This window comes from Corynebacterium sp. ACRQK (assembly GCF_022345965.1).
In the GTDB taxonomy this organism is placed as follows: domain Bacteria; phylum Actinomycetota; class Actinomycetes; order Mycobacteriales; family Mycobacteriaceae; genus Corynebacterium.
Genome location: NZ_JAKRMU010000001.1, coordinates 252,005 through 273,635, shown reverse-complemented (window position 1 = coordinate 273,635; position 21,631 = coordinate 252,005). Strand labels below are relative to the sequence as shown.

Sequence of the window (21,631 nt, the reverse complement as noted above, 5' to 3'; positions counted from 1 at the left end):
GTGAACACTTCAGCACCGCGATCTTCGTTCGGCACCTTCGTCCACAGCGTGAGCTTGCCGAATGTACTCACGTGCATTCGCATTGCTCTGATCCCGGTGTTCCTCTGGCTGATTCTGACCTCCGGGGACTGGGCAGTGCCGGGGGCCGAACCAGATTTGGCTCACCGCTGGTGGGCGCTGCTTGCCTTTAGCCTGTTGATGTTCACCGACCAGCTGGATGGCTACCTGGCTCGGCGCTACGAGGTCATCACCGACTTCGGCAAGCTGGCCGACCCGATCGCAGATAAGGCACTGATGATCTCCGCGTTCGTCAGCTTGAATATTTTGGGCGAGCTGCCGTGGTGGGTTACCGCGATCGTCGTGGTGCGTGAGTTGGGCATCACCGTTTGGCGCATGGTGCTGGCGCGCAAGGGCAACGTCGTTCCGGCCTCCAAGGGCGGCAAGCTGAAGACGGTTCTGCAGACCCTGGCGGTGTTCCTCTACATTCTTCCGTTCGGCGGGGTGGTGCAGACCATCGCCGTGATTGTGATGGGTGTTGCCGTGGTACAGACAGTAGTGACCGGGGTGCAGTACATCCTGGATTCACGCAAGGAAAACGCCTAGATGACGGTGAACCCCGCCGCCGAACACCTAGTCCGGGAGTTCACCCGGCGGGGGCTGACCATCGCGACGGCAGAATCCCTAACCGCAGGTCTGTGCGCGGCCACGGTTGCAGAGGTACCTGGGGCTTCGGCGGTCCTACGCGGTGGCGTCATTGTCTATGCAACAGAACTCAAGCACGACCTGGCGGGAGTGAACGAGGAAACCCTGCGCGCACATGGACCGGTGGCGGCGGAGACCGCGGCGGAATTAGCAGCGGGAGCGGCGCGGCGTTGCGGAGCAGATGTTGGCGTGGCGCTGACGGGCGTGGCCGGTCCCGACCCACAAGATGGGCACCCGGCGGGAGAGGTCTTCATTGCCGTCTACGACAGTGTGCGGGGAGCGCGGGTGGAAAATCTGTACGCAGAGTATGCGCGGCTGGTTAACGAAGGCGAGTTCGCAGGGCTGGATGCGGCGCAGCTGCGGGCAGAGATTCGCCGGTTCAGCGTAAACCGCGCGCTGGAAATGGCTTGCGCGTAAACTGGCGGGAACAAATTCGTCGCCCGAGACGTTGGGATGATTGATGAATCACAATACTATGGTCATGGATACGGTTGCGGTGGAGCGTCCGTCCGAGCGGATGCCCGCGGACGAACCGCTGCTGCGGGAGGCACTGGGTGCGACCCTGAAGGAATACCGCACCAACAACGGTTTTACGTTGCGCCAGTTGGCCTCGCTGGCAAATGTCAGCCCGGGCTATCTTTCGGAGCTGGAGCGCGGCCGCAAGGAAGTTTCCTCTGAGCTGCTGGCCAGCGTGTGCCATGCAATGGCCGTTTCGGTGGCTTCGGTGATCTTGGAAGCTGCGTCGATGATGGCTCTGGATGCGGCGGCCGCCGAGCTGGCTGCGAACATGGCAGCGGGGGCCGTCGAACGAGCCTAAGTGCAAGGGTGCGCGGAGGATTCTTGGTAGTATTATCCGCGCAAAAGAAATACTTTTAGCCCGTTTTAACCTCTCAATGAAGGAGCAATAGCTCATGGCCAATCCGTTCGTGAAGGCGTGGAAGTACCTGATGGCGCTCTTCGATAACAAGATCGAAGAAAACGCCGATCCGAAGATTCAGATCGAACAGGCCATCGCAGAGGCGCAGAAGCAGCACCAGGCACTATCCCAGCAGGCAGCGGCGGTTATCGGCAACCAGCGTCAGTTGGAGATGAAGCTGAACCGCCAGCTCGAAGAGGTAGAGAAGCTGCAGGCCAACACCAAGCAGGCGCTGAACCTCGCCGACAAGGCCCGCGCTCAGGGTGACCAGCAGAAGGCCATGGAGTACGAAAACGCTGCCGAAGCCTTCGCCGCACAGCTGGTGACGGCGGAGCAGTCGGTGGAGGACATGAAGAGCCTGCACGACCAGGCCCTGCAGCAGGCCGCGCAGGCCAAGCAGGCCGTGGAGCGCAACTCCATGCAGCTGCAGCAGAAGGCCGCGGAGCGCACCAAGCTGCTGAGCCAGCTGGAGCAGGCGAAGATGCAGGAGAAGGTTGCCGACTCCCTGCAGTCCATGAATGCCGTTACCTCCAATGGATCCCCGAACCTGGACCAGGTGCGCGAAAAGGTCGAACGCCGCTACGCCAACGCCCTCGGCCAGGCCGAGCTGGCACAGAACTCTGTGCAGGGCCGCATGGCGGAGGTGGAGCAGGCCGGAATCCAGATGGCCGGACACTCCCGCCTGGAGCAGATCCGTGCAGAGATGCAAGGTGGCGCGAAGAATCAGCTGAGTGGAGCACAGCAGCAGGAGGCCATCGAACAGGCCCAGCCGCAGGCGGGCAACGTCAGCCAGGATGCAGTGGCCGAGCGCATGCGCCAGCTGCGTGGCGAAAGCTAGTTCTTCCGGCTAGTTACCGACCCCGCGGGACTTCAGCGCCTCTCCGAGGCGACGGGCTCGCAAAAGGCTGCGAACAATCACCGGCACGCCGAAGGCAAGCACGGAGCGCGACGCGCCCCGTGCTTTTCTTGCGTCCAGTACCTCGTTGACCGTCAGTGCCGTCAGCGGAATCAGGCGGATGGTCAGTGCCACCAGTAGGCTGATAGTTTCTACCGGCAGGCCGATCCTGCCCAGGGGCCGCAGGCCGGCCTCGACAGCGTCCATGAGCTGTCCGATGGTGGTCGTTAGGGTCAGCAGAGTTGCCATGGCCACCGCGGAGAGGATCACCACGAAGTAGGTCAGCGCTGTAGGGAAGTCCCGTTGCCACCACAGCAGCGCGGCGAAGGCTAGCAGCAGTACGGCGGGCGCGAACAACTGGCGCAGCGCCAAGCCCACGGGGATGCGCGCCACCAAATAGCACGCGATGGTGAAGGCGGCTACCACCCCTGCCTGCCACGGCACAGTTGCCCAGATGGCGCTGCCGACCAGGAACAAGAAGAGCAACAAAATTTTTAGCCCCGGCCGGGCGCGGTGCAGAATCGACTGTCCTGGGTGGTACACCGACAGCGGGACATTGATGTGGAGGGACTTTGCCATTGCTTACCTACCCGCCGAAGCTCGCTACGTAGTCGGAGATGACGCGTTCGGCCGGGCCATCCCCCCGTACGTCGCCGTCGGCGATCCACAGAACGCGATCCATGTTTTCCAGCAACTCTAGGTCGTGCGTAACCACGATCAGTTGCTGCGGGAGGTCGGCCAGCCTGCGAGCGATCATCCGGCGGTTGCCGAGATCCAGCAGGGTAGTGGGTTCGTCGGCGATCACCAGCTCTGGCTCTACGACCAGTACAGAGGCCAGCGCCAACAGTTGCTTCTCGCCGCCGGAAAGGAAGTGGGGGGAGGCGTCCGCTAGGTGTTCCAGCCCCATGGTGTGCAGCATTGCAGCTGCCTTTTCCTCCCTTTCGCGGCCGCTTTTGGTAGTTGAACGCAGAGAGAACGCGACGTCCTCGGCGACCGTGGGCATGATGATCTGGTTGTCGGCGTCACTAAAAACAAACCCTACCTTGCGCCGCACCTCGCGCCCGCGCTTGGCCACATCGAGCCCCGCGACGCGCACCCTTCCACTGCTGGGTTCCGTAAGGCCATTGATGAGGCGCACCAGGGTGGACTTGCCGGAGCCGTTGGCGCCGATAATGCCGATGCGGCGTTCGTCGAGGGAGAGGTTAATGTTCTGGAGGACGGTGCGCTGGCCTGTAGAGGTATCGAAGGTGACGCCCACATTCTCGAATTCGATGAGGGGCATGTTTTAAGCCTTGCGCTTGGTTGGCAGCAGGTCTGGCACCGCCTTGGTGACAGCCAGAGCGATGGCGACGGCGAGCGTGACCTTGATGAGGTCGCCGGGGATGAACGGGGTATTGGCTGCCAGGGCTGTGCCGAGGTCGTAGCCGAGGCGCGCCATCAGGCCGATCGATCCACAGAGGTACTGGATGATCACGCCCAGGATGCCCGCGAGGAAGAACACGGCGGCGCGCGCATTGGTGTTGCGCGGGGCGTACTGAGCGATAAGGCCGATGACGAAAGCGGCGATGACGTAGCCGACGATGTAGCCGACGGTGGGGCCTGCGACGGCTGCGGCGGCGGGCTTCCATCCGGCCATGTTCGGTACGCCAACGAAGCCCACTGCGATGAATAGGGTGGTGGCCAGGCCGCCGCGCCAGAAGCCGAGAATGAGGGAAGCCAGGACGATGCCCATGTTTTGTAGGACGATGGGTACGCCGGCTACGCCGATGGGCAACTGCACGCCGCCGAGCACGATGATGAGGGCGGCGAACACGGCGATGTATGCGAGGTCTACTGCCTTAATCTTTGTAGTTTCTGAGTGTGACATAAATATGATAATAACCCAGATATCTCAGAACTTGAACACCGTTCAAGGCGGGGTTCTTGGGCGGGGGTGTAGATTGGTAGACCATGCGCAGAACAGAGTTTGATCGGCTGACTTTGGGCGAGTTCGGAGATAGCTTCCGAGCCTTTGTTGCAGATACTCATGTGCTGAGCTCGCTGGGGGATACGCCTGCCGCGCTAATCGAACAAGGGTATGATCCCCGTGATGTGTGGTTGGCGCTGTGCGATGACTTCGATGTGCCTGAAGAGCGTCGCTTGGGTGAGGATATCTAGCTTTTTGTCTATTGACGCCCACGGTTCGTTCTTGTGGGAAGGTCAGCTAAACAATCGAACACAGGTTCGTGTAGGGTGTGTGTCGGAAACGATGGTTGTCCGCGCGGTCGAGTACAACTATCAATGAACCTTTTCGGAGCACTGCCGGTCTAAGTAGATCGGGGGTGCGAAGAAGATGACGATATTGAACACACCGGAACTGAAAACACCGGACGTCACAGCAGATGTAAGGAGCAGCAACTCTATGCCACCGAAGAAGAAGCAGACCGCCGCGGCGGGGAAGGATCGGTCGAAGGCGCTGGAGCTTGCGATGGCGCAGATCGAGAAGGACTTCGGCAAGGGCGCGATCATGCGCCTGGGCGACGATACCCGCCCACCAATCCAGGCAATTTCTTCCGGCAACATCGCAATTAACGCGGCGCTGGGCATTGGTGGTTTCCCGCGCGGTCGCGTGGTGGAGATCTACGGGCCGGAGTCCTCCGGTAAGACCACCGTGGCGCTGCATGCAATCGCAGAGGCTCAGCGTGCCGGCGGCATCGCGGCATTCGTCGATGCGGAGCATGCGTTGGACCCAGAGTACGCCCGCGCGCTGGGCGTAGACACGGACGCGCTGTTGGTTTCCCAGCCGGACACGGGCGAGCAGGCGCTGGAGATCGCGGACATGTTGATCCGTTCGGGCGCCATCGACATCATCGTGGTGGACTCCGTGGCGGCGCTCACCCCCAAGGCGGAGATCGACGGCGAAATGGGCGATTCGCACGTTGGCCTGCAGGCCCGCCTGATGAGCCAAGCTCTGCGCAAGATGACTGGTGCGCTGTACCAGACGGGTACGACAGCGATCTTCATTAACCAGCTGCGCGAGAAGATCGGTGTGATGTTCGGCTCTCCGGAGACCACCACCGGTGGTAAGGCGCTGAAGTTCTACGCCTCCGTGCGCTGCGACATTCGCCGCATCCAGGCGTTGAAGGATGGCCAGGACGTGGTGGGTAACCGAACCCGCCTGAAGATCGTGAAGAACAAGGTCTCGCCGCCGTTCAAGATCGCGGAGTTCGACATCCTCTACGGCGAAGGTATTTCGCGGGAGGGCTCCATCATCGACCTTGGCGTGGAGACCGGTCTGATCAAGAAGTCTGGCTCCTGGTTTACCTACGACGGCGACCAGCTGGGCCAGGGCAAGGAGAAGGCCCGCGAATTCCTCAGGAACAACCCGGATCTATCCGCGGAGCTGGAGGATCGCATTGCGCGCGAACTGAAGATTGGCCCCTACGCCAAGATGAAGGACGAGCCGGCTGGGGAAGCTGCTGGAGACCAGTCGGATGAGGATAAGCCCATCGACCTGAGCCCGAACTTCGACGATGACGATGCCAACTAATGATGCCGACAAGGCATAAGAAGCGCGAGCAGAAGATAGAAGCGCTGCGACAGGCGATCGCCAACTATTCGCCGGGAGAGGGCGAGGTGTTTCTGGATGCGGCGGAGGAGGAAAAGCTCGCGCCGATCAAGGCCAAGGCAGTGCGGCTGATCAACCATCGAGCACGCTCCACGGCGGAGCTGCGCCAGAGGCTGCTCGACGCCGACTTTGAACCCGAGGGGGTGGAGGAGGTAATCGACCGCTGCAGGGCTAATGGAATGCTGGACGACGCGGAGTTTGCCAAAGAGTGGGTACGGCAGCGGGAGAAAAACCAGAAGAAGTCTGTCGCAGTGCTGCGCCGAGAGCTGCAACGCAAGGGCATTGCCCAGGCGTTGATCGAGGATGCGTTGGCACAAGTGGACGAGGAATCCCAGGAACAGATCCTGGAATACCTCGTGACCAAGAAGGCAGGCAGCGTAAAGACCCGCCCCGCCGACCGCAAGGAATACGACAAGGCGCTGCGCCGCGTAGTGGGCGTGGCCGCGCGTCGCGGATTCCCGCAGGGCATAGCGATGACATACGCACGCCGCGCGCTGGATGCGCGAATAGAGGAGCTGTAGTGGGGCGCCACTAGCAAGGACCTCACTTTTCTAAACGCGGCGGGCAAAGGGGTAGGGTAATCCACGTGACACAGACGATTCAGACGCAAACGAGCGAGAACTCTGGCGCCGGTCGCACCTACGAAGTGCGCACCTTCGGCTGCCAGATGAACGTCCACGATTCCGAGCGACTGTCCGGCCTACTGGAAGACTCCGGGTATGTGCCCGCAAATGAGGGCGCCACGCCGGACGTCGTGGTGTTCAACACCTGCGCGGTCCGCGAGAACGCGGACAAACGCCTCTACGGAACCCTTGGCCAGATGAAGGCCATCAAGGACGAGCACCCCGGCATGCAGATCGCCGTGGGGGGATGCATGGCGCAGAAGGACAAGCAGACCGTGGTGGACAAAGCCCCATGGGTCGACGTGGTCTTCGGCACCCACAACTTAGGCTCATTGCCCACGCTGCTGGAGCGCTCGGCGCACAACCACAAGGCAGAAGTGGAGATCTTCGACGCACTCGAAGAATTCCCCTCCGTACTTCCCGCCAAGCGCGAATCCGCCTACGCTGGCTGGGTTTCCGTCTCCGTCGGCTGCAACAATACCTGCACCTTCTGCATCGTGCCCTCGCTGCGCGGCAAGGAGCAGGACCGCCGTCCCGGCGAGATCCTGGCTGAGGTCAAGGCGCTGGTAGACCAAGGCGTTAGCGAAGTCACGCTGCTCGGACAGAACGTCAACGCCTACGGCGTGAACTTCGCAGACGAAACCCTCGAACGTGACCGCACCGCATTCTCTAAGCTTCTGCGCGCCTGCGGGGAAATCGAAGGCCTGGAACGCCTCCGCTTCACCAGCCCCCACCCGGCCGAGTTCACCGACGACGTGATCGACGCGATGTCCGAGACCCCCGCCGTGTGCCCGCAGCTGCACATGCCGCTACAGTCCGGGTCGGACAAGGTACTGAAGGACATGAAGCGCTCCTACCGCTCCAAGAAGTTCTTGGGGATCCTCGACAAGGTGCGCGAACGTATCCCGCACGCGGCGATCACCACCGACATCATCGTTGGCTTCCCCGGCGAAACTGAGGAGGACTTCCAGGCGACGATGGACGTAGTGGAGAAAGCCCGCTTTTCGAGTGCCTTCACGTTCCAGTACTCACCGCGCCCCGGAACCCCGGCCGCGGAGATGAAAAACCAGGTACCCAAGGCCGTCGTGCAGGACCGCTACGAGCGCCTTCTCGCACTACAGGAGCGCATCAGCGAAGAGGAGAACCGCAAACTCATCGGGACCACGCAGGAACTGCTGGTGCAGGCCGATGGACGAAAGAACGACCGCACCCACCGCCGTTCGGGCCGCTCCCGAGACGGTCGCCTCGTGCACTTCACGCCCGAAGGCGACATCCGGGCAGGTGACGTAGTGGAGGTTGTTATTACTGACGCCGCGCCGCACTTCCTTATCGCCGACGGCGGAGTCGCGAGCCACACGCGCACCCGGGCGGGGGACATGACAGAGTTGGGGGAGACCCCGACTACGGCGCCTGTGGGCGTTGGACTAGGAATGCCGAGCATAAAGAAGCCCGAGGCGACCGCGGCGGATGGATGCAGCACGGGAGGATGCGGCTGTGAGTAGTGATAACAAGAGCGCCAAGAGCAGCACCAAGAGTTCCGAACAGGAGGTCGCGGACGACGCGCTGGCACAGTATCGGGGTGACCTCAGCGGCGCTGAGCGAAAGATTGCCGGGCGCGTGGTGCTGGGACGCTACGTGCCGCTGATTGTATTCGGCTTCCTGGTACCCCTCGTGATGATCTTCTTAACGCACGCGGGGGATGTACGCGGCTACGACGTGCTGTTTAACACCCAGGTGGCGCAGGACGGCGCGACGGCTAAGCCGGAGATGATTTTCTCTTGGCTGCGCCTCGTGGCGATCCTTTTGACCATCGGAACACTGGTTTCGAAGTCGTGGATTGTGGCCTGGGTGAACTGGGCCTTTGCAGGTGTGGCCTGGTGGTACAACGTGTTTGCGATCTGGGTGCGCCAGACGCAACCGCCGACGGAGTCGGGTGACGGTCCGGCAATCCCGCTGCTGATCAGCCTGGTGGGGCTAACGGTGCTTTTCTATGCGCTGTCCGCGGTGGTGTTCCAAAAGAACCCCCTGCAGCGGGCGCTGGCCGCGGCGCGGCGCGAGGAAGCACACCGCGACGAAGAATCCCGCCTGGCGCAGCAGCGCCTACGCACCGGTATCGAGGATCGCGAGGATGCGGTGATCGTGGATGACCGCCGCGCCCGTGCGAAGGCCCGCCGTGAGCGCAAGGCCAAGCTCGAAAAGCAGGAGGGCGAGGAGGACTAGCCCTCCACGGCGGCAGCGGCGGCGTCCGCCCACTCCTGCCACTGCGCGGCCTGGCCACGCAGCTTCTCTGCCTTAGCGGACTTGCCCGCCTTCTCCGCGGCCTCGGCCTCGCGGTTGAACTGGTCCACCTTCGCCTGAAACTGGGCCACGCGCGCTTGAGCCTCCGGGTCGGTGCGGCGCCACTCGGCATCCGCAGCCTCCTCCACGCGGGCTTCGATGGCCTTGATCTTGTCCTCGAACTCGCGCACACGACCGCGCGGGACGAAGCCGATTTGCTCCCACTTTTCCTGCAGCTCGTGCAGAACCTTGCGGGCTTTGTCCACACCGTGCGCCTGTGGATCAACCTTGGGGGAGTATTCGTCGATGAGGGCCTGCTTGGCGTCTGCGTTGGCCTCGAACTCCTTGTCACGCTCGGCAGAATCCGCCTTGCGGGCGGCGAAGAACACGTCCTGTGCCTTGCGGAACCGCTCCCATAGCTGGTCGTCGACGTTGCGCGGTGCGCGGCCGGCAGCCTTCCACTGGCTCATCAGGTCGCGGTACTTAGCGCTGGTTGGCCCCCACTCTGTGGAATCCTGTAGCGCCTCGGCTTGCTCGATCAGCTCTTCCTTCTTCAGCCGTGCCCGTTCGCGGTTGCGGTCCAGCTCGTCGAAGTGCGCCTGACGCTTGCGGTTGAACTCGGAGCGTGCCTTGGAGAAGCGCTTCCACAGCTCGTCGTCGGTGGAACGCTCGACTCCCTTGATGCCGCGCCACTGTTCGACGATCGCGCGGATGCGCTCGCCGGAGCGCTTCCAGTTCAGCGTCGACGGGTCGGCTGCGGCGATGCCCTCGACTTCTCCCAGCAGCTCTTCCTTCTGCGCCAGCGCGGAATCGCGGCGCTCCTGCTTCGCCTCCGCGACCTGCTTCTCGGCGGTCTGGGCGTGCTGGGAAATTTTTTCTAGGCGGGCCTCCAGGGCGGCAATGTCGCCGATGACGGCTGTGGTGGGAAGGGAATCCTGCAGAATCTTCGCGTCGTGACGGATGGTCTGGGCTTGTTCCGGGTGGCTTTGCAGACGCGCCTCGAGCATCTGCACTTCAGTGCTCAGGTCGTCGTAGCGGGCGCCAAAGTGTTTCAGCCCCTCTTCGGGGGTACCGGCCTTGAACTCTCCGATCTGGCGCTCGCCGTCGGCGGTCTTCAGCCATGCCACGCCGTCAGCGTCCACACGGCCGAATTTCGCGGGGTCGTTCTTGGGGATGCTGACACCCCCGGTCTGCACTCCCTTCAGCCCAGGCTTGGCGCCTGGCTTGGGACCCGGCTTTGGGCCGGGCTTCGGGACCGGACGAGGATTCGTGGGATCAGTCATTGCGGGTACTCCTACCTAAAACCAAAACATGCCAATCGCCTTATACGCCTTGTAGCCTTTTAGCCTCGTATAGGGCAATGAAGTAATTATTACACCAGCCGCACCGCTAGACTGGGTTTCCATGAGTTCTTCCACTGAGATCCGACCGATCGCAGTCGTTGGTCCCACCGCCTCTGGCAAGACGGCGATCTCCCTGGAGCTGGCCAAGCGGCTGGACGGGGAGGTGGTGAACATCGATTCCATGCAGCTGTACTGCGGCATGGATATCGGAACGGCGAAGGTTCCGCCGGCAGAGCGGCAGGGGATTCCGCACCACCAGCTGGATATTTGGTCGGTTACCAAGCCCGCAAGCGTGGCGGAGTATCGCACGGGGGCGATCGAGACGGTGGAAAAAATTCTTGCTAGGGGCAAGACGCCCATCATCGTCGGCGGCTCCATGATGTACATTCAGGCACTGGTGGACGAGTGGGACTTTCCGCCCACGGATCCGATGGTGCGTGAGAAGTGGCAGCGCGAGCTCGACAGCCGCGGGGTAGCGGCCATGCATCAGTACCTGGCTACGATCGACCCCGAGGCTGCTCGCATCATTGAGGATAACGACCCGCGCCGTACCGTCCGCGCCCTCGAAGTCATCGAGCTGACCGGCAAGCCCTTTGCGGCCTCACAGCCACCGAAGAACTCCACGCCCCGCTGGAACATGCGCCTGCTGGGGCTGAACGCGCCCGCCGAGTGGCTGAACCCCCGCATCGAGCTACGCGTGCGCCAGATGTTCGACCAAGGCCTAGTCGAGGAGGTGCGGACTCTGGTTGCCGATGGCCTGGTCCGTGAGTCTACCGCCGGCCAGGCGATCGGGTATTCGCAGGTGCTGGATTATTTCGCGGGCGAACTCACCTTTGAGGAAGCTGTGGATCGCACCATCACCGGCACCCGTCGCTATGCTCGACGGCAGCGTTCCTGGTTCCGCAGGGATAAGCGCATTATTTGGATTGACGCCAACTCACCCGACCCGGTCCGCGCGGCAACGGAAGCATTAGGGATTGTCAGCCAGCAGTAAGCAAGGGAGTGTTCTGCATGATCGAATTCATCAAGGCCCACGGCACGGAGAACGACTTCGTTGTCCTGATGGACGAGGCAATCGAGGTGAACCTCACTGAGGATCGCGTGCGACACCTTACAGACCGGCGGGCCGGGATCGGCGGCGACGGGGTGATTCGCATTGCCACCGGTGACGCCCTGGTGAGCGCGGGCGTTCTGGCCGAGCTTCCCGCGGGCGTGCACGGTCAGGAATGGTTCATGGACTACCGCAACGCTGACGGCTCCCTGGCGGAGATGTGTGGCAACGGCGTGCGCGCCTTCGCCCACGTGCTGTGCCGACAGGGGAAAGTTACCGTCGGCGAACAGTTCGGCATTGGCACCCGGGCGGGCCGCAAGCTGGTGAAAGTGCACGAGTTGAGTGGAGAAAACCAGGAACACGCGATCGTGAGCGTGGAGATGGGCACCCCGGAAGTGCTGGGTGTTTCTACCGCACAGGTGGGCGACATGAAGGTCGCGGGGCTAGGCGTGGATATGGGCAACCCGCACCTAGCCGCGGTGGTGCCCAACCTCACGACGCTGGAGCTGCAGAAGCTGCCGATCGACCAGCAGGTGCAGTTCGATCCTGAGTTCTTCCCGGCAGGGGTGAACCTGGAGGTTCTCACGCCTCTGGACGATGCGGACGCGGTGCACATGCGCGTCCACGAGCGCGGTGTGGGGGAAACTCGCTCGTGTGGCACCGGTACCGTCGCCGCCGCTGTTTCTGCCCTTGCTGACGCCGAACTGGCCACAGGCACCGTCACCGTGCACGTTCCAGGGGGAGCCGTGCAGGTGGAGATCTCCGAGGACGGTTCGATCCTCCGCGGGCCCTCGGCGATCGTGGCCTGGGGAAAGACTGTGCTTTAACGGCTTTCTAGTGGCCACCGCAGCCGCAGCTGCCGGAGCCGCAGGCTCCGCCGCAGCCAGCGGAGTCCACGGTGCTGGCGGTGAATTGCACGGTACCGGCCACGATCAGCGGGGCATCTGACTGTGCGAGCTCCTCGTCGACCGCGTCCTCGGGAAGAACCACCGTGAACTCGAAGGGAGAGGTCACTGTCGCGGTCCAGAACTTCTGTCCCGTCAGAGAGTTGACCTTGAGGGACCAGCCGGAGGCCTCCACCGCGATCTCCGCCGTGGCATGCGGGGCAGTGGCCGGAGAGTTGATGTCCTGCAATCCCTTCGAATCCACCACGCCAACCTTCAGGCCGCCGTCCTTGGCGAACTCAGTGGAATCCCCATACACGCGTACGGAGTTGGCCAGAGCCCCAATGTGGAACTGGTGGTACTCCAACGAGGGGGCGTCCACAAGCAAAGGCCCTTGAGCGATGGTGGCGGTGAGCGAGGCAATCGTCGGTGCCTGCTGGCCGGAGATCTGCAGCATCGGGCTGTCGTCCACTACATCGAGCACGCCGATGATGTCGTTCAGCATCGACAGATGCGCGGTGGCGGGTAGTCCCCCGGTGTAGCTGGCGAAGGAGCCGAAGGGCTCAACGGCGAGCACAACCATGCGGGCGCCCGAGGGATCGTCGAACTGCAGAACCTGGCCGCCGCGGACCTCACCCGACACGCCCAGGTTGCCGGAGCTATAGGCGGACTCGAGGGCCTGCTGCCACTTGGGGAAATCCATACCAATGCTGCGGAGTTCAGGAATCATGCCCACCACTCTAGTCCGCCGCACCAAATTTCCTATTTACCGCCCCTGACAGGTAAAAATAGAGCGTAATGACGGAAAAGACGGATAAAGCCGAACACACTACACACCTTTATGATTCGCATGCGGCGCCCACGGTCGGCGAACTCGATCTGGAGGCGCGCTCGAGCCTCCGACGGCTATCCCGCGGTGTAAATACCTACACAGACGAGCAGTCCGACGGTTACGACGTTGAGTATCGAAAGCTGAGGCTGGAGAAGGTCGTGCTGGTTGGCGTGTGGACCACCGGTACGATCGCGCAGGTGGAGGCGAGCCTGGAGGAGCTGCGAGCCCTGGCAGAAACCGCAGGCTCCGAGGTGGCGGAGATGCTCTACCAGCGGCGCGACAAGCCGGATTCCGGCACTTACATCGGCCGCGGCAAGGTCGAGGAGCTGAAGTCCGTGGTACAGGAAACCGGCGCCGATACGGTAGTCTGCGACGGTGAATTGAGCCCAGGTCAGATGATCGCGCTGGAGAAGGCGCTGGACGTCAAGGTGATCGACCGGACCATGCTGATTCTGGATATTTTCGCCCAGCATGCGAAGTCCAAGGAGGGCAAGGCGCAGGTCTCTCTGGCACAGATGGAGTATCTCATCACGCGGGTGCGCGGTTGGGGTAGCACACTGTCCCGACAGGCCGGCGGTCGCGCGGGATCCAACGGCGGCGTGGGACTGCGCGGACCTGGTGAGACGAAGATTGAGGCGGATCGCCGTCGTTTGCGCTCCGACATGGCGAAGCTGCGCAAGGAGATCGCGGCGATGAAGACCTCCCGCGAGATCAAACGCGAGCGCCGCGACGCCTCTGCGATTCCCCAGATCGCGATTGCGGGCTACACGAACGCGGGCAAATCCTCTCTGATCAACGCGCTGACGGGAGCGGGTGTGCTGGTCGAAAACGCTTTGTTCGCCACCCTGGACCCGACGACGCGCCGCGCCAGCCTGGCGGATGGCCGCACAGTGGTGTTCAGCGACACGGTGGGCTTCGTCCGCCACTTGCCCACGCAGCTGGTGGAGGCGTTCCGTTCCACTCTGGAGGAAGTACTGGCCGCCGATGTGGTGCTGCACGTTGTGGATGGCTCCGACCCGTTCCCGCTGGAGCAGATCAAGGCGGTGAACACCGTGATCGGTGGGATCGTAGAGGAATCCGGGCAGGAGGCTCCGCCGGAGATCTTGGTCATCAACAAGATCGACGCCGCCGACCCACTGGTGCTGGCGGAGCTGCGCCACCGCATACCGGATGCAGTGTACGTGTCCGCGAAGACGGGGGAGGGCATTCCGGAATTGGAGGCCCAGCTGGAGTTATTCCTCAACTCGCTGGATTCTCACGTGATCCTGCATGTGCCGTTTGACCGTGGCGATGTGGTGGCCAAGGTCCACGAGCTGGGAACGGTTATTGGCGAGGATTACGACGCGGACGGAACTCGTCTGGATGTGCGTCTGCCGAAGGTGGTTGTGGCGGAGCTGGAGGAGTTTGTCGTCACCGAGTAACTAGTCTGCGAAGGTGACGTCGATGCCTAAGTTTCTTAGCTCGTTGACATAGGGCTCGGGGGCACCGCGGTCGGTAACGATGGCGGCTATGTCGTCAATGCTGGCGAAGCTGACGAGGTAATCGAGGCCGAACTTGGTGGAATCGCACAGGGTGACTACCGAATCGGAGTTGGCGACCATGGCGCGCTTGATGGCCCCCTCTTGGGCGTCAGGAGTAGAAAGACCGTGGTCGATGGTGAGCGCGTTGGTGCCGATGAAGGCCACATCCGCATGCAATACGCCCAGGGCGCGGGTGGCTAGGTCTCCGACCACGGCCTGGGAGGCCGCCCGGACGTGCCCACCGATCAACTGCACATCGCAGCGAGGGGATTCCGCGAGAGTAGTGGCGATGAACAACGAGTTCGTCACGATGTTCAACTTCGGTGCCATGAGCTTCGGATCGTTCGTTGCGTTGGCATCTGCGATCGCCTCGGCGAACACACCGGTAGTGGTGCCAGCGTCTATGAAGATGGTGCCAGAGGGCGGAAGTAGCTTCACCGCTGCCTGGGCGATGGTGCGCTTGGCCCCGAGGGCGGCCTTTGACCTGGTGGCGAGCGTGGTGAAGTCGGTGCGGAAGTTTTGTACGGGTACGGCGCCGCCGTGGACGCGGAAGAGTTCGCCGCCGTCGTCGAGGATCGCGAGGTCACGGCGAATTGTTTCTGCAGTGACGCCGAACTTCTCCGCCAGCTCATTCACAGTTACCCTGCCGTGAATGGCGGTGAGGGAGAGTATTTGACGGCGCCGTTCTGCTGATTCCATAAGCGTCACTTTAGTTGCTTGCGGGCGGGAAACGGCGGCGTCAGAACCAATGGGGGGGGGAACCTAGATCTTGCGCAGGACCGCGGCGACCTTACCCAGGATCGTCGCTTCCTCGGCGGGAATGGGCTCGAATAGCGGGTTGTGGGGGATCAGCCACAGGCCGTCGGAATCCTTCTGGAACTCCTTGACTGTTGCCTCGCCGTCGATCATTGCCGCCACGAAGTCGCCGAACTCCGCGACGGATTGCGAGCGAACAACCACCCAGTCGCCGTTGAAAATACCTGCGTCGTGCATTGACTCACCCACGACCTGGAGCAGGAAAAGCTCGCCATTGCCCACGAGCTCCTGGGGGAGAGGGAAGTGAGCTTCGACGTTTTGCTCTGCGAGGATTGGAGCACCGGCAGCGATCTGGCCGACAACTGGAACATAGGTTGCCTCTGGCATGGCCTCACCGTCGACCGTCTGCTCCGAGGCTGAAGCGTTCGCCTTGGGTTTGGTTGCGTTGCCCTTAGTACCCTCGTTGTCCAGTTGTCCGCCGTCGAACGCACGTACGTCAACGGCACGGGGACGCTTGCCGTCGCGGCGGAGGTAGCCGCGCTTCTCAAGCTGAGTGAGGTGGTAGGAGACGGAGGAAGTGGAATGTAGCCCTACTGCATCCGCAATCTCCCGGATGCTCGGCGGATAGCCACGGATGACCGTCGAGTCCTTAATGACCTCGAGAATTCGGCGCTGACGGGTGCTCAAGGCTGGCTTCTGGCCGTCCTTCTGCGCTTGCTTCTCCGCACGCTTGTCGGCCTCCGACTTCGGCGGACGGCCAAGCCGTGGGCGCGGTGTGGAGCTATCGGTGGAATCGTCGGTGCTCACGGGATCTACCTCACTCGGTATTCGGTGTTGATTCGGTACTGGGCATTAGCTGTTCGCTTTAGCTGTCTCCACTGACTTTACCCGATAAAACCGGAATTTCTAGTGTATGTGTTCGAAAAGTTCGGAATTTCACTAGACACCTTCGAACAGGCGTGCTAAATTCACGAGCGTAACCAAAATTAGAACACATGATCTAGCGTTCTAATAATTAACCACAACCTGTCTGGCGCGGATGGTTCACTGTGAACCACAGCGAAGCAAGTTTTGAGCACTGCCTAAAAGATGGTGCCGATCCACTAAGGAGTTAGCATATGACCACCTCAATTGTACGTCCTTCGATGTTCCGCCAGTCTGCAACGTTCCGCCCGTCCGCAACGCGCCACCGGGTAACGCGGCATGATCGGGTAGCACCTCTGCGTCAGCCGCGGGTTCTCAAGCCAGATTGGGAGCAAGTGGGCGTAGAAGTGAAATCGAACACCTATGGTTACCCTGCAGCACCTGTAGTCCGTTCGATATCTAGGAATAGAGCGGCGCGGATCGCTGGATCTAACGAAAGGGTGTTCGAGGAGCGTTCTAGTCGTGTTGAGACATTTCGTGCGCGTGTGGACCGCGTGGTTCACTCTCCGGGAGCAGCCATGGTGTCCCTGGGTGCAATGTCTGCACTGATTGGTCTCGCGCCCATACTAATTCCTTAAGGCCTGTGGCTAAGCATTTAGCTTTTCTAGCTTCTGTCCTGGTGTAGTGAAGGGCTAAGCTTGGGGGCGTGTTGTGCCCCTCTTGCAGTTCTGAATCCTCCCGCGTAGTAGACTCGCGCTCCATCGAAATGGGCGTATCCATTCGCCGTCGCCGTGAGTGCAGCGAGTGTCAGACTCGTTTCACGACCATCGAAAGATCCGTTCTCTTGGTGGTCAAGCGAAACGGAGTGACCGAGGAGTTCAGTAGGGAGAAAGTCATCAAGGGCGTTCGGCGGGCATGCCAAGGCCGCGATGTCTCTGATGATGCCCTGAAGCGCCTTGCACACGAGGTGGAACAGGCAGTGCGCGTGGCACATGGCTCACAAGTCCCCGCTAACCAGATCGGCTTGGCGATCCTCGACCCACTACGCACCCTAGACGAGGTTGCATACCTGCGCTTTGCCTCGGTGTATAAGTCCTTCAACTGCGCCGAAGACTTCGAGCAGGAGATCGAATCCCTGCGGGCGCACCGCCACGCCTTAACTGAGCCTCAACTGGAACCCAGCGACGATGAAAACTAGCGGCGAGGAAAACTAACGAATCTTCTCCAGCTTCTTGCGGATGCGCTGCAGGGAAACAGAATGAGCCGTACCGAGATTCTGGGCGAAAAGGCTGACGCGAAGCTCCTCAATCATCCAGCGCACCTCCTTAACTTGCGGCGAGGCAGCCCGCGCCGTCGGCAGGCGCTTCTTGGTCTTCTCCAGCAACTCGAAGGCCTCCTGGACCTCATCGTCCAGATCCTCCTCCTTATCCGGATCCGTCTTCATCAGCTCCAGGCGTGCGCGCATCGCTTCCACATAGCGCGGAACATGGCGCATGTGCTCAACGCCATTCCGGGCGATCGCATGTTTGCCCAGGAAGAATTCCAGCTGTGAGCGCATATCGTCGATAGCTTCACCCGACCAGCCCTTAAGTTCCGCAGACATATCGGCTACCGCCAGCACCGCAGGAGCCAGGGCAACCACATACTGGCGCACTCGTCCGGGGCCTTGGGAGCGAGCAACTGAAATGACCTCCTCGCACATTTCCGGATCGCGGATAACCGGCCCCAACTTCATCAACATATCGCGGCATGCCAGCGCCACAACGTCGTTTACTAGGCCATCCACGCCCCCGGGAGTATTCTCCATGGCCACCCGCTGGCGCAGCGGCAGCCCCTTAATCATCTGCTTCGGGGATACCGTGCAAGCACCGACCATCATGTTCAGAACCGTGGTGAATTGCTGGCCATCCGCCGCCTGCTTGGTGGGAAAGGCCTTCAAGGTCACCCTGCTCTTCACTGCACCCGTTGCACCGCCCTTAGCGATGACGATCGCGGGGTAGGTGTTGAGGGTCTGGCCATCCACCACCGTCTCCACTGTCTCCGGCAGCACGCCGATGCCGTCCGCGGTCCACCCATCTGCAGTGGCTAGCACACCGGTGGAGGTTCCGGCCTGCTTCTTCAAGCTCTTTCGGCGGGACGGCGTGTGCTGCGCGGCCTCGCTGGGAGCGGCGGTCTTGGAACGGGCGGCGGCCTGCGCAATGGCAGACGTGACCTGTCCGGCCAGCTTGTGCTGCAGGTATTGCAGGTCGCGCGACTTCTCGATCACGTTGCCGCGGCGGTCGATGGCGGCGAACTGCATGCGCAAGTGCCCGGGAACCCGGGACCAGTCGAAGTCCTGCGCGGAAATCCCCTGGCCACCTAGCTCGCGCAGTGCCTCAGCCAGCGCGAATCCAAACTCACCGTCGAAAGGAACCATCTTCCGCAGGGCCGCGGCGGCGAAGTTACTGGCTGGTACCACACTCGTGCGCAGCGGCTTGGGCAGAGAACGGATCAGGGCGATGGCCAGTTCCTCTCGCATACCGGCAACCAGCCACCGCGTCTCCGGCTCGGAGACGTTCGCCAGCAGAGGGATCGGCACGCGCATCGTCATGCCGTCGTCCGGGTCGCCCGGCAGGAAGACGTAGCTAAGTTCGAACTCCAGACTGCCCTGCCTCCACACGTCGGGGAACTCGTCGGCGGCCTTCGCGGCCTCCTCCGAGTCGATCAGCGCGTCGAGTGTGAAGTCCAGCTGGTGCGGGTCTTTATGGCGAGCCTTCTTCCACCAGGAATCAAAGTGCCGGGAGGAAACGATTTTCTCTGGCAAGCGGGCGTCATAAAAATCAAAGAGCGTTTGATCGTCGACAACGATATCGCGGCGGCGAGCCTTATCCTCCAGCTCGGTGGCCTCGGAGAGAAGCTTTTGGTTGTGGGCGAAGAAGTGGTGGCGGGTTCTCCAATCACCCTCCACAAGCGCATGCCGAATGAACAACTCGCGCGCCAAGACCCGATCCACCTTCGATGCATTGACCATCCGGTCGGCGACAATCGGCAACCCCAGAAGCAGCACCTTTTCGTGCACCATTGCCGCCCCACGGGAAGATGACCACACCGGCTCGGAATAGTTGTACTTCACCATGTGCGGAGCGATCGCTTCGATCCAGCTCGGATCGATAGGCCCCACGGTGCGGGCGAAGACCTGCGAGGTTTCCACCAACTCAGCGGCCATAAGCCACTGCGGGGGCTTCTTGGACACATGCGAAGAAGGATGCACCACAAAGTGCGAACCGCGGGTGCCGGTGAACTGCTTGGAGTTGCCCTCGCGCATTCCCACGTGGGTCAAAAGTCCGGTGAGTATGGACTTGTGAACCAGATCCTCGTCGATTGCTTCTGACTCAAAAACGAGCTCCCTCACGTGGCGGATGTTCGGGATTTTCCAGCTCAGGTCCTGCACGACGGAAAGCATCTGGCGCACCAAATCCATCCATTCGCGGACGCGCACGTAGTGGATAAACTCCCTCTGGCACAGCTTGCGGAACTTGTTCGCGGACAGCTCTTGCCGCTGTTCCTGCAAGTAGTTCCAGAGCTTCAGCAGGCTCACAAAGTCGGAGTTCGACTTGAAACGCGCGTGCATTTCGTCGGCCTGTTGCTGCTTTTCCAGGGGGCGTTCGCGCACGTCCTGGATGGATAGGGCGGACACGATGACCGCGATGGGCTCGATAATGTTGTTCGCATGCCCGGCCGCCAGCATGCGTGCGAGCCGCGGATCGGTAGGGATGCGCGCCATGTCGCGGCCGATGGGGGTAAGCGCTGTGTCCTTTGTTGACGCCAACGCTCCGAGTTCTTGCAGTAGAGCCACACCGTCACGGATGGATTTGCTGTCGGGTGGCTGAAGGAACGGGAAGCGTTCGATCTCGCCCAAGCCGAGTGCGGCCATGGACAGGATCACGCTGGACAGGTGGGTGCGCAGAATCTCCGGGTCGGTGAACTCCGGGCGTGCCTCGAAGTCCTCCTCGGAGTACAGGCGGATGGCTATGCCGTCCGCGATACGGCCGGAGCGGCCGGAGCGCTGTTTGGCGCTGGCCTGGCTGATGGGCTCCACCGGCAGGCGTTGAACTTTGGTGCGGTTGGAATAGCGGGAGATGCGGGCATAGCCGGTGTCCACCACGTAGTGGATGCCCGGAACCGTCAGCGAGGTTTCCGCGATGTTGGTGGCCAGCACGATGCGGCGGCGTGGCCCGGTGCGGAACACGCGGTGCTGCTCGGCGTTTGAAAGGCGGCCGAACAGTGGCAGCACATCTACTTTGCGTGCCCCGCCGGCGCCGGCAAACTCATCTTCCAGTGCCTCGGCGGCATCGCGGATCTCGCGTTCGCCGGAGAAGAAGCACAGGATGTCGCCCTCGCCGGCGCGCATCAGTTCCTTACATGCAGCGACGAGTCCGTCCAGGGGATCTGTCTCCACCTCGATGACCTCGCCGGTTTTCGGGTTCTCCCGTTCCGTCACGAGCGGGCGATAGCGAATCTCCACCGGGTAGGTACGCCCCGAGACCTCGATGATGGGGGCGGGGGAGCCGTCAGCGTCCGCAAAGTGCTCCGCGAAGCTCTCGGGGTCGATCGTCGCGGAGGTGATGATGACCTTCAGGTCGGGCCGCTTCGGCAGCAGTTGCTTCAGGTAGCCGAGCAGGAAGTCGATGTTGAGGCTGCGCTCGTGGGCCTCGTCGACGATGATCGTGTCGTAGTCCCGCAGGAGGCGGTCGCGCTGGATCTCGTTGAGCAGCACACCGTCGGTCATGAGCTTTACGGCGGTGTGCTTGGAGATCGTATCGTCGAAGCGGATCTTGTAGCCGACCAGGGAAGTATCGTCGCCGATCGGCTGGTCGAGTTCCTCCGCGATGCGCTCGGCCACGCTGCGGGCCGCGATGCGGCGCGGTTGGGTGTGGCCGATAACCTTTGTTCGACCGCGTCCGAGTTCCAGGCACATCTTGGGAATCTGGGTGGTCTTACCCGAGCCGGTCTCACCTGCGATGATGACGACCTGGTTGTCCTCGATGGCCTTTTTGATGTCCTCCCGCCGCTCGGAGACCGGCAGGTCGGGGTAGGTAATCGGCGGAATGATCCGGATGAACTGCGGGCGGCGGCGCTTGTTTGAGCGTCGCCGGGAGCGCCTGCGCCCCTGCGGCTTGCCCTGAGGACGGCCCTCGTTGGTGGGGGAGGCCGACCCGTGCGCGTCCGTCATGTGTGAATCACCCGTCTCGCTTGCCAGAATCTCCCCGTGTTTGTGGGGCTGAACAGGCCGATTCTAGCAACGTGCCCCCACAAGGGGAACCTGCACCCCTGTGTGCTTTTTACCCCCAAACAAGGTTAGAGGATCATAAATGTTTGCTT

21 protein-coding genes are annotated in these 21,631 nt (G+C 62.0%); 13 read left to right on the top strand and 8 right to left on the bottom strand.

All coding sequences use genetic code 11. The features are described from left to right. The 4 genes from pgsA (at position 1) to MHX63_RS01280 (ending at position 2,456) form a co-directional block, all read left to right on the top strand. A complete protein-coding gene (pgsA, locus tag MHX63_RS01295) occupies positions 1-603 on the top strand; it encodes a CDP-diacylglycerol--glycerol-3-phosphate 3-phosphatidyltransferase (protein WP_239386901.1) in 603 nt (200 codons plus the stop codon). Next, positions 604-1,119: a CinA family protein gene (locus tag MHX63_RS01290; RefSeq protein WP_239386900.1), complete on the top strand. Its 516-nt coding sequence runs from the start codon at positions 604-606 to the stop codon at positions 1,117-1,119. It begins immediately after the preceding gene. Between the two features lie 43 nt (positions 1,120-1,162). Continuing rightward, the gene (locus MHX63_RS01285) at positions 1,163-1,519 is read left to right on the top strand and encodes a helix-turn-helix domain-containing protein (RefSeq protein ID WP_370643952.1); all 357 of its coding nucleotides are present in this window, start codon (positions 1,163-1,165) and stop codon (positions 1,517-1,519) included. A gap of 94 nt (positions 1,520-1,613) precedes the next feature. Further along, positions 1,614-2,456 carry a PspA/IM30 family protein gene (locus tag MHX63_RS01280; protein ID WP_239386899.1) on the top strand — a complete coding sequence of 281 codons (843 nt, stop codon included), beginning with the start codon at positions 1,614-1,616 and terminating at the stop codon, positions 2,454-2,456. Between the two features lie 9 nt (positions 2,457-2,465). Here MHX63_RS01280 and MHX63_RS01275 read toward each other — a convergent pair whose 3' ends face one another. From MHX63_RS01275 to MHX63_RS01265, 3 genes are read right to left on the bottom strand one after another with little or no spacing between them, the layout of a single operon-like run. Beyond that, on the bottom strand, positions 2,466-3,092 hold the full coding sequence (locus tag MHX63_RS01275) for an energy-coupling factor transporter transmembrane protein EcfT (RefSeq protein ID WP_239386898.1): 627 nt from the start codon (positions 3,090-3,092) through the stop codon (positions 2,466-2,468). Between the two features lie 7 nt (positions 3,093-3,099). Further along, a complete protein-coding gene (locus tag MHX63_RS01270; protein WP_239386897.1) occupies positions 3,100-3,795 on the bottom strand; it encodes an energy-coupling factor ABC transporter ATP-binding protein in 696 nt (231 codons plus the stop codon). 3 nt (positions 3,796-3,798) lie between these two features. After that, on the bottom strand, positions 3,799-4,380 hold the full coding sequence (locus tag MHX63_RS01265) for a biotin transporter BioY (protein ID WP_255710132.1): 582 nt from the start codon (positions 4,378-4,380) through the stop codon (positions 3,799-3,801). 83 nt (positions 4,381-4,463) lie between these two features. Between MHX63_RS01265 and MHX63_RS01260 the strand changes: the two genes are divergently transcribed. The 5 genes from MHX63_RS01260 (at position 4,464) to MHX63_RS01240 (ending at position 8,963) form a co-directional block, all read left to right on the top strand. After that, entirely contained in the window at positions 4,464-4,670 is a 207-nt protein-coding gene (locus tag MHX63_RS01260; protein WP_239386896.1) for a DUF3046 domain-containing protein, read from the top strand. A gap of 244 nt (positions 4,671-4,914) precedes the next feature. After that, positions 4,915-6,042 carry a recombinase RecA gene (recA, locus tag MHX63_RS01255; RefSeq protein ID WP_239386895.1) on the top strand — a complete coding sequence of 376 codons (1,128 nt, stop codon included), beginning with the start codon at positions 4,915-4,917 and terminating at the stop codon, positions 6,040-6,042. Between the two features lie 2 nt (positions 6,043-6,044). After that, positions 6,045-6,641 carry a recombination regulator RecX gene (recX, locus tag MHX63_RS01250; RefSeq protein WP_239387142.1) on the top strand — a complete coding sequence of 199 codons (597 nt, stop codon included), beginning with the start codon at positions 6,045-6,047 and terminating at the stop codon, positions 6,639-6,641. Between the two features lie 65 nt (positions 6,642-6,706). Next, on the top strand, positions 6,707-8,245 hold the full coding sequence (gene miaB / locus MHX63_RS01245; RefSeq protein ID WP_239386894.1) for a tRNA (N6-isopentenyl adenosine(37)-C2)-methylthiotransferase MiaB: 1,539 nt from the start codon (positions 6,707-6,709) through the stop codon (positions 8,243-8,245). Then, positions 8,238-8,963 (top strand): hypothetical protein, encoded by a 726-nt coding sequence (locus tag MHX63_RS01240; RefSeq protein WP_239386893.1) that lies wholly within the window; start codon positions 8,238-8,240, stop codon positions 8,961-8,963. The genes miaB and MHX63_RS01240 overlap by 8 nt, the downstream gene beginning before the upstream one ends. Here the strand turns inward: MHX63_RS01240 and MHX63_RS01235 are convergent. Next, on the bottom strand, positions 8,960-10,303 hold the full coding sequence (locus MHX63_RS01235; protein WP_239386892.1) for a DUF349 domain-containing protein: 1,344 nt from the start codon (positions 10,301-10,303) through the stop codon (positions 8,960-8,962). The genes MHX63_RS01240 and MHX63_RS01235 overlap by 4 nt on opposite strands. Positions 10,304-10,424: 121 nt before the next feature. On the opposite strand from MHX63_RS01235, the gene miaA reads away from it, so the two are divergent. Continuing rightward, on the top strand, positions 10,425-11,357 hold the full coding sequence (gene miaA / locus MHX63_RS01230) for a tRNA (adenosine(37)-N6)-dimethylallyltransferase MiaA (RefSeq protein WP_239386891.1): 933 nt from the start codon (positions 10,425-10,427) through the stop codon (positions 11,355-11,357). Between the two features lie 17 nt (positions 11,358-11,374). Further along, the gene (gene dapF, locus MHX63_RS01225) at positions 11,375-12,241 is read left to right on the top strand and encodes a diaminopimelate epimerase (RefSeq protein ID WP_239386890.1); all 867 of its coding nucleotides are present in this window, start codon (positions 11,375-11,377) and stop codon (positions 12,239-12,241) included. Between the two features lie 7 nt (positions 12,242-12,248). On the opposite strand, the gene MHX63_RS01220 is transcribed toward dapF, so the two are convergent. Then, the gene (locus MHX63_RS01220) at positions 12,249-13,028 is read right to left on the bottom strand and encodes a hypothetical protein (RefSeq protein WP_239386889.1); all 780 of its coding nucleotides are present in this window, start codon (positions 13,026-13,028) and stop codon (positions 12,249-12,251) included. A 68-nt stretch (positions 13,029-13,096) separates the two neighbouring features. Between MHX63_RS01220 and hflX the strand changes: the two genes are divergently transcribed. Continuing rightward, positions 13,097-14,551 (top strand): GTPase HflX, encoded by a 1,455-nt coding sequence (gene hflX / locus MHX63_RS01215; RefSeq protein ID WP_239386888.1) that lies wholly within the window; start codon positions 13,097-13,099, stop codon positions 14,549-14,551. Here hflX and MHX63_RS01210 read toward each other — a convergent pair whose 3' ends face one another. Further along, positions 14,552-15,349 (bottom strand): DeoR/GlpR family DNA-binding transcription regulator, encoded by a 798-nt coding sequence (locus MHX63_RS01210; protein ID WP_239386887.1) that lies wholly within the window; start codon positions 15,347-15,349, stop codon positions 14,552-14,554. A gap of 63 nt (positions 15,350-15,412) precedes the next feature. Next, complete coding sequence (lexA, locus tag MHX63_RS01205; protein ID WP_239386885.1) at positions 15,413-16,213, bottom strand: transcriptional repressor LexA; 801 nt, start codon at positions 16,211-16,213, stop codon at positions 15,413-15,415. A gap of 763 nt (positions 16,214-16,976) precedes the next feature. Here lexA and nrdR point away from each other — a divergent pair. Then, the gene (nrdR, locus tag MHX63_RS01200) at positions 16,977-17,468 is read left to right on the top strand and encodes a transcriptional regulator NrdR (protein ID WP_239386883.1); all 492 of its coding nucleotides are present in this window, start codon (positions 16,977-16,979) and stop codon (positions 17,466-17,468) included. A gap of 12 nt (positions 17,469-17,480) precedes the next feature. Here nrdR and hrpA read toward each other — a convergent pair whose 3' ends face one another. After that, positions 17,481-21,482, bottom strand: a complete 4,002-nt coding sequence (hrpA, locus tag MHX63_RS01195; RefSeq protein ID WP_239386881.1) for an ATP-dependent RNA helicase HrpA — start codon at positions 21,480-21,482, stop codon at positions 17,481-17,483. Positions 21,483-21,631 lie beyond the last annotated feature (149 nt).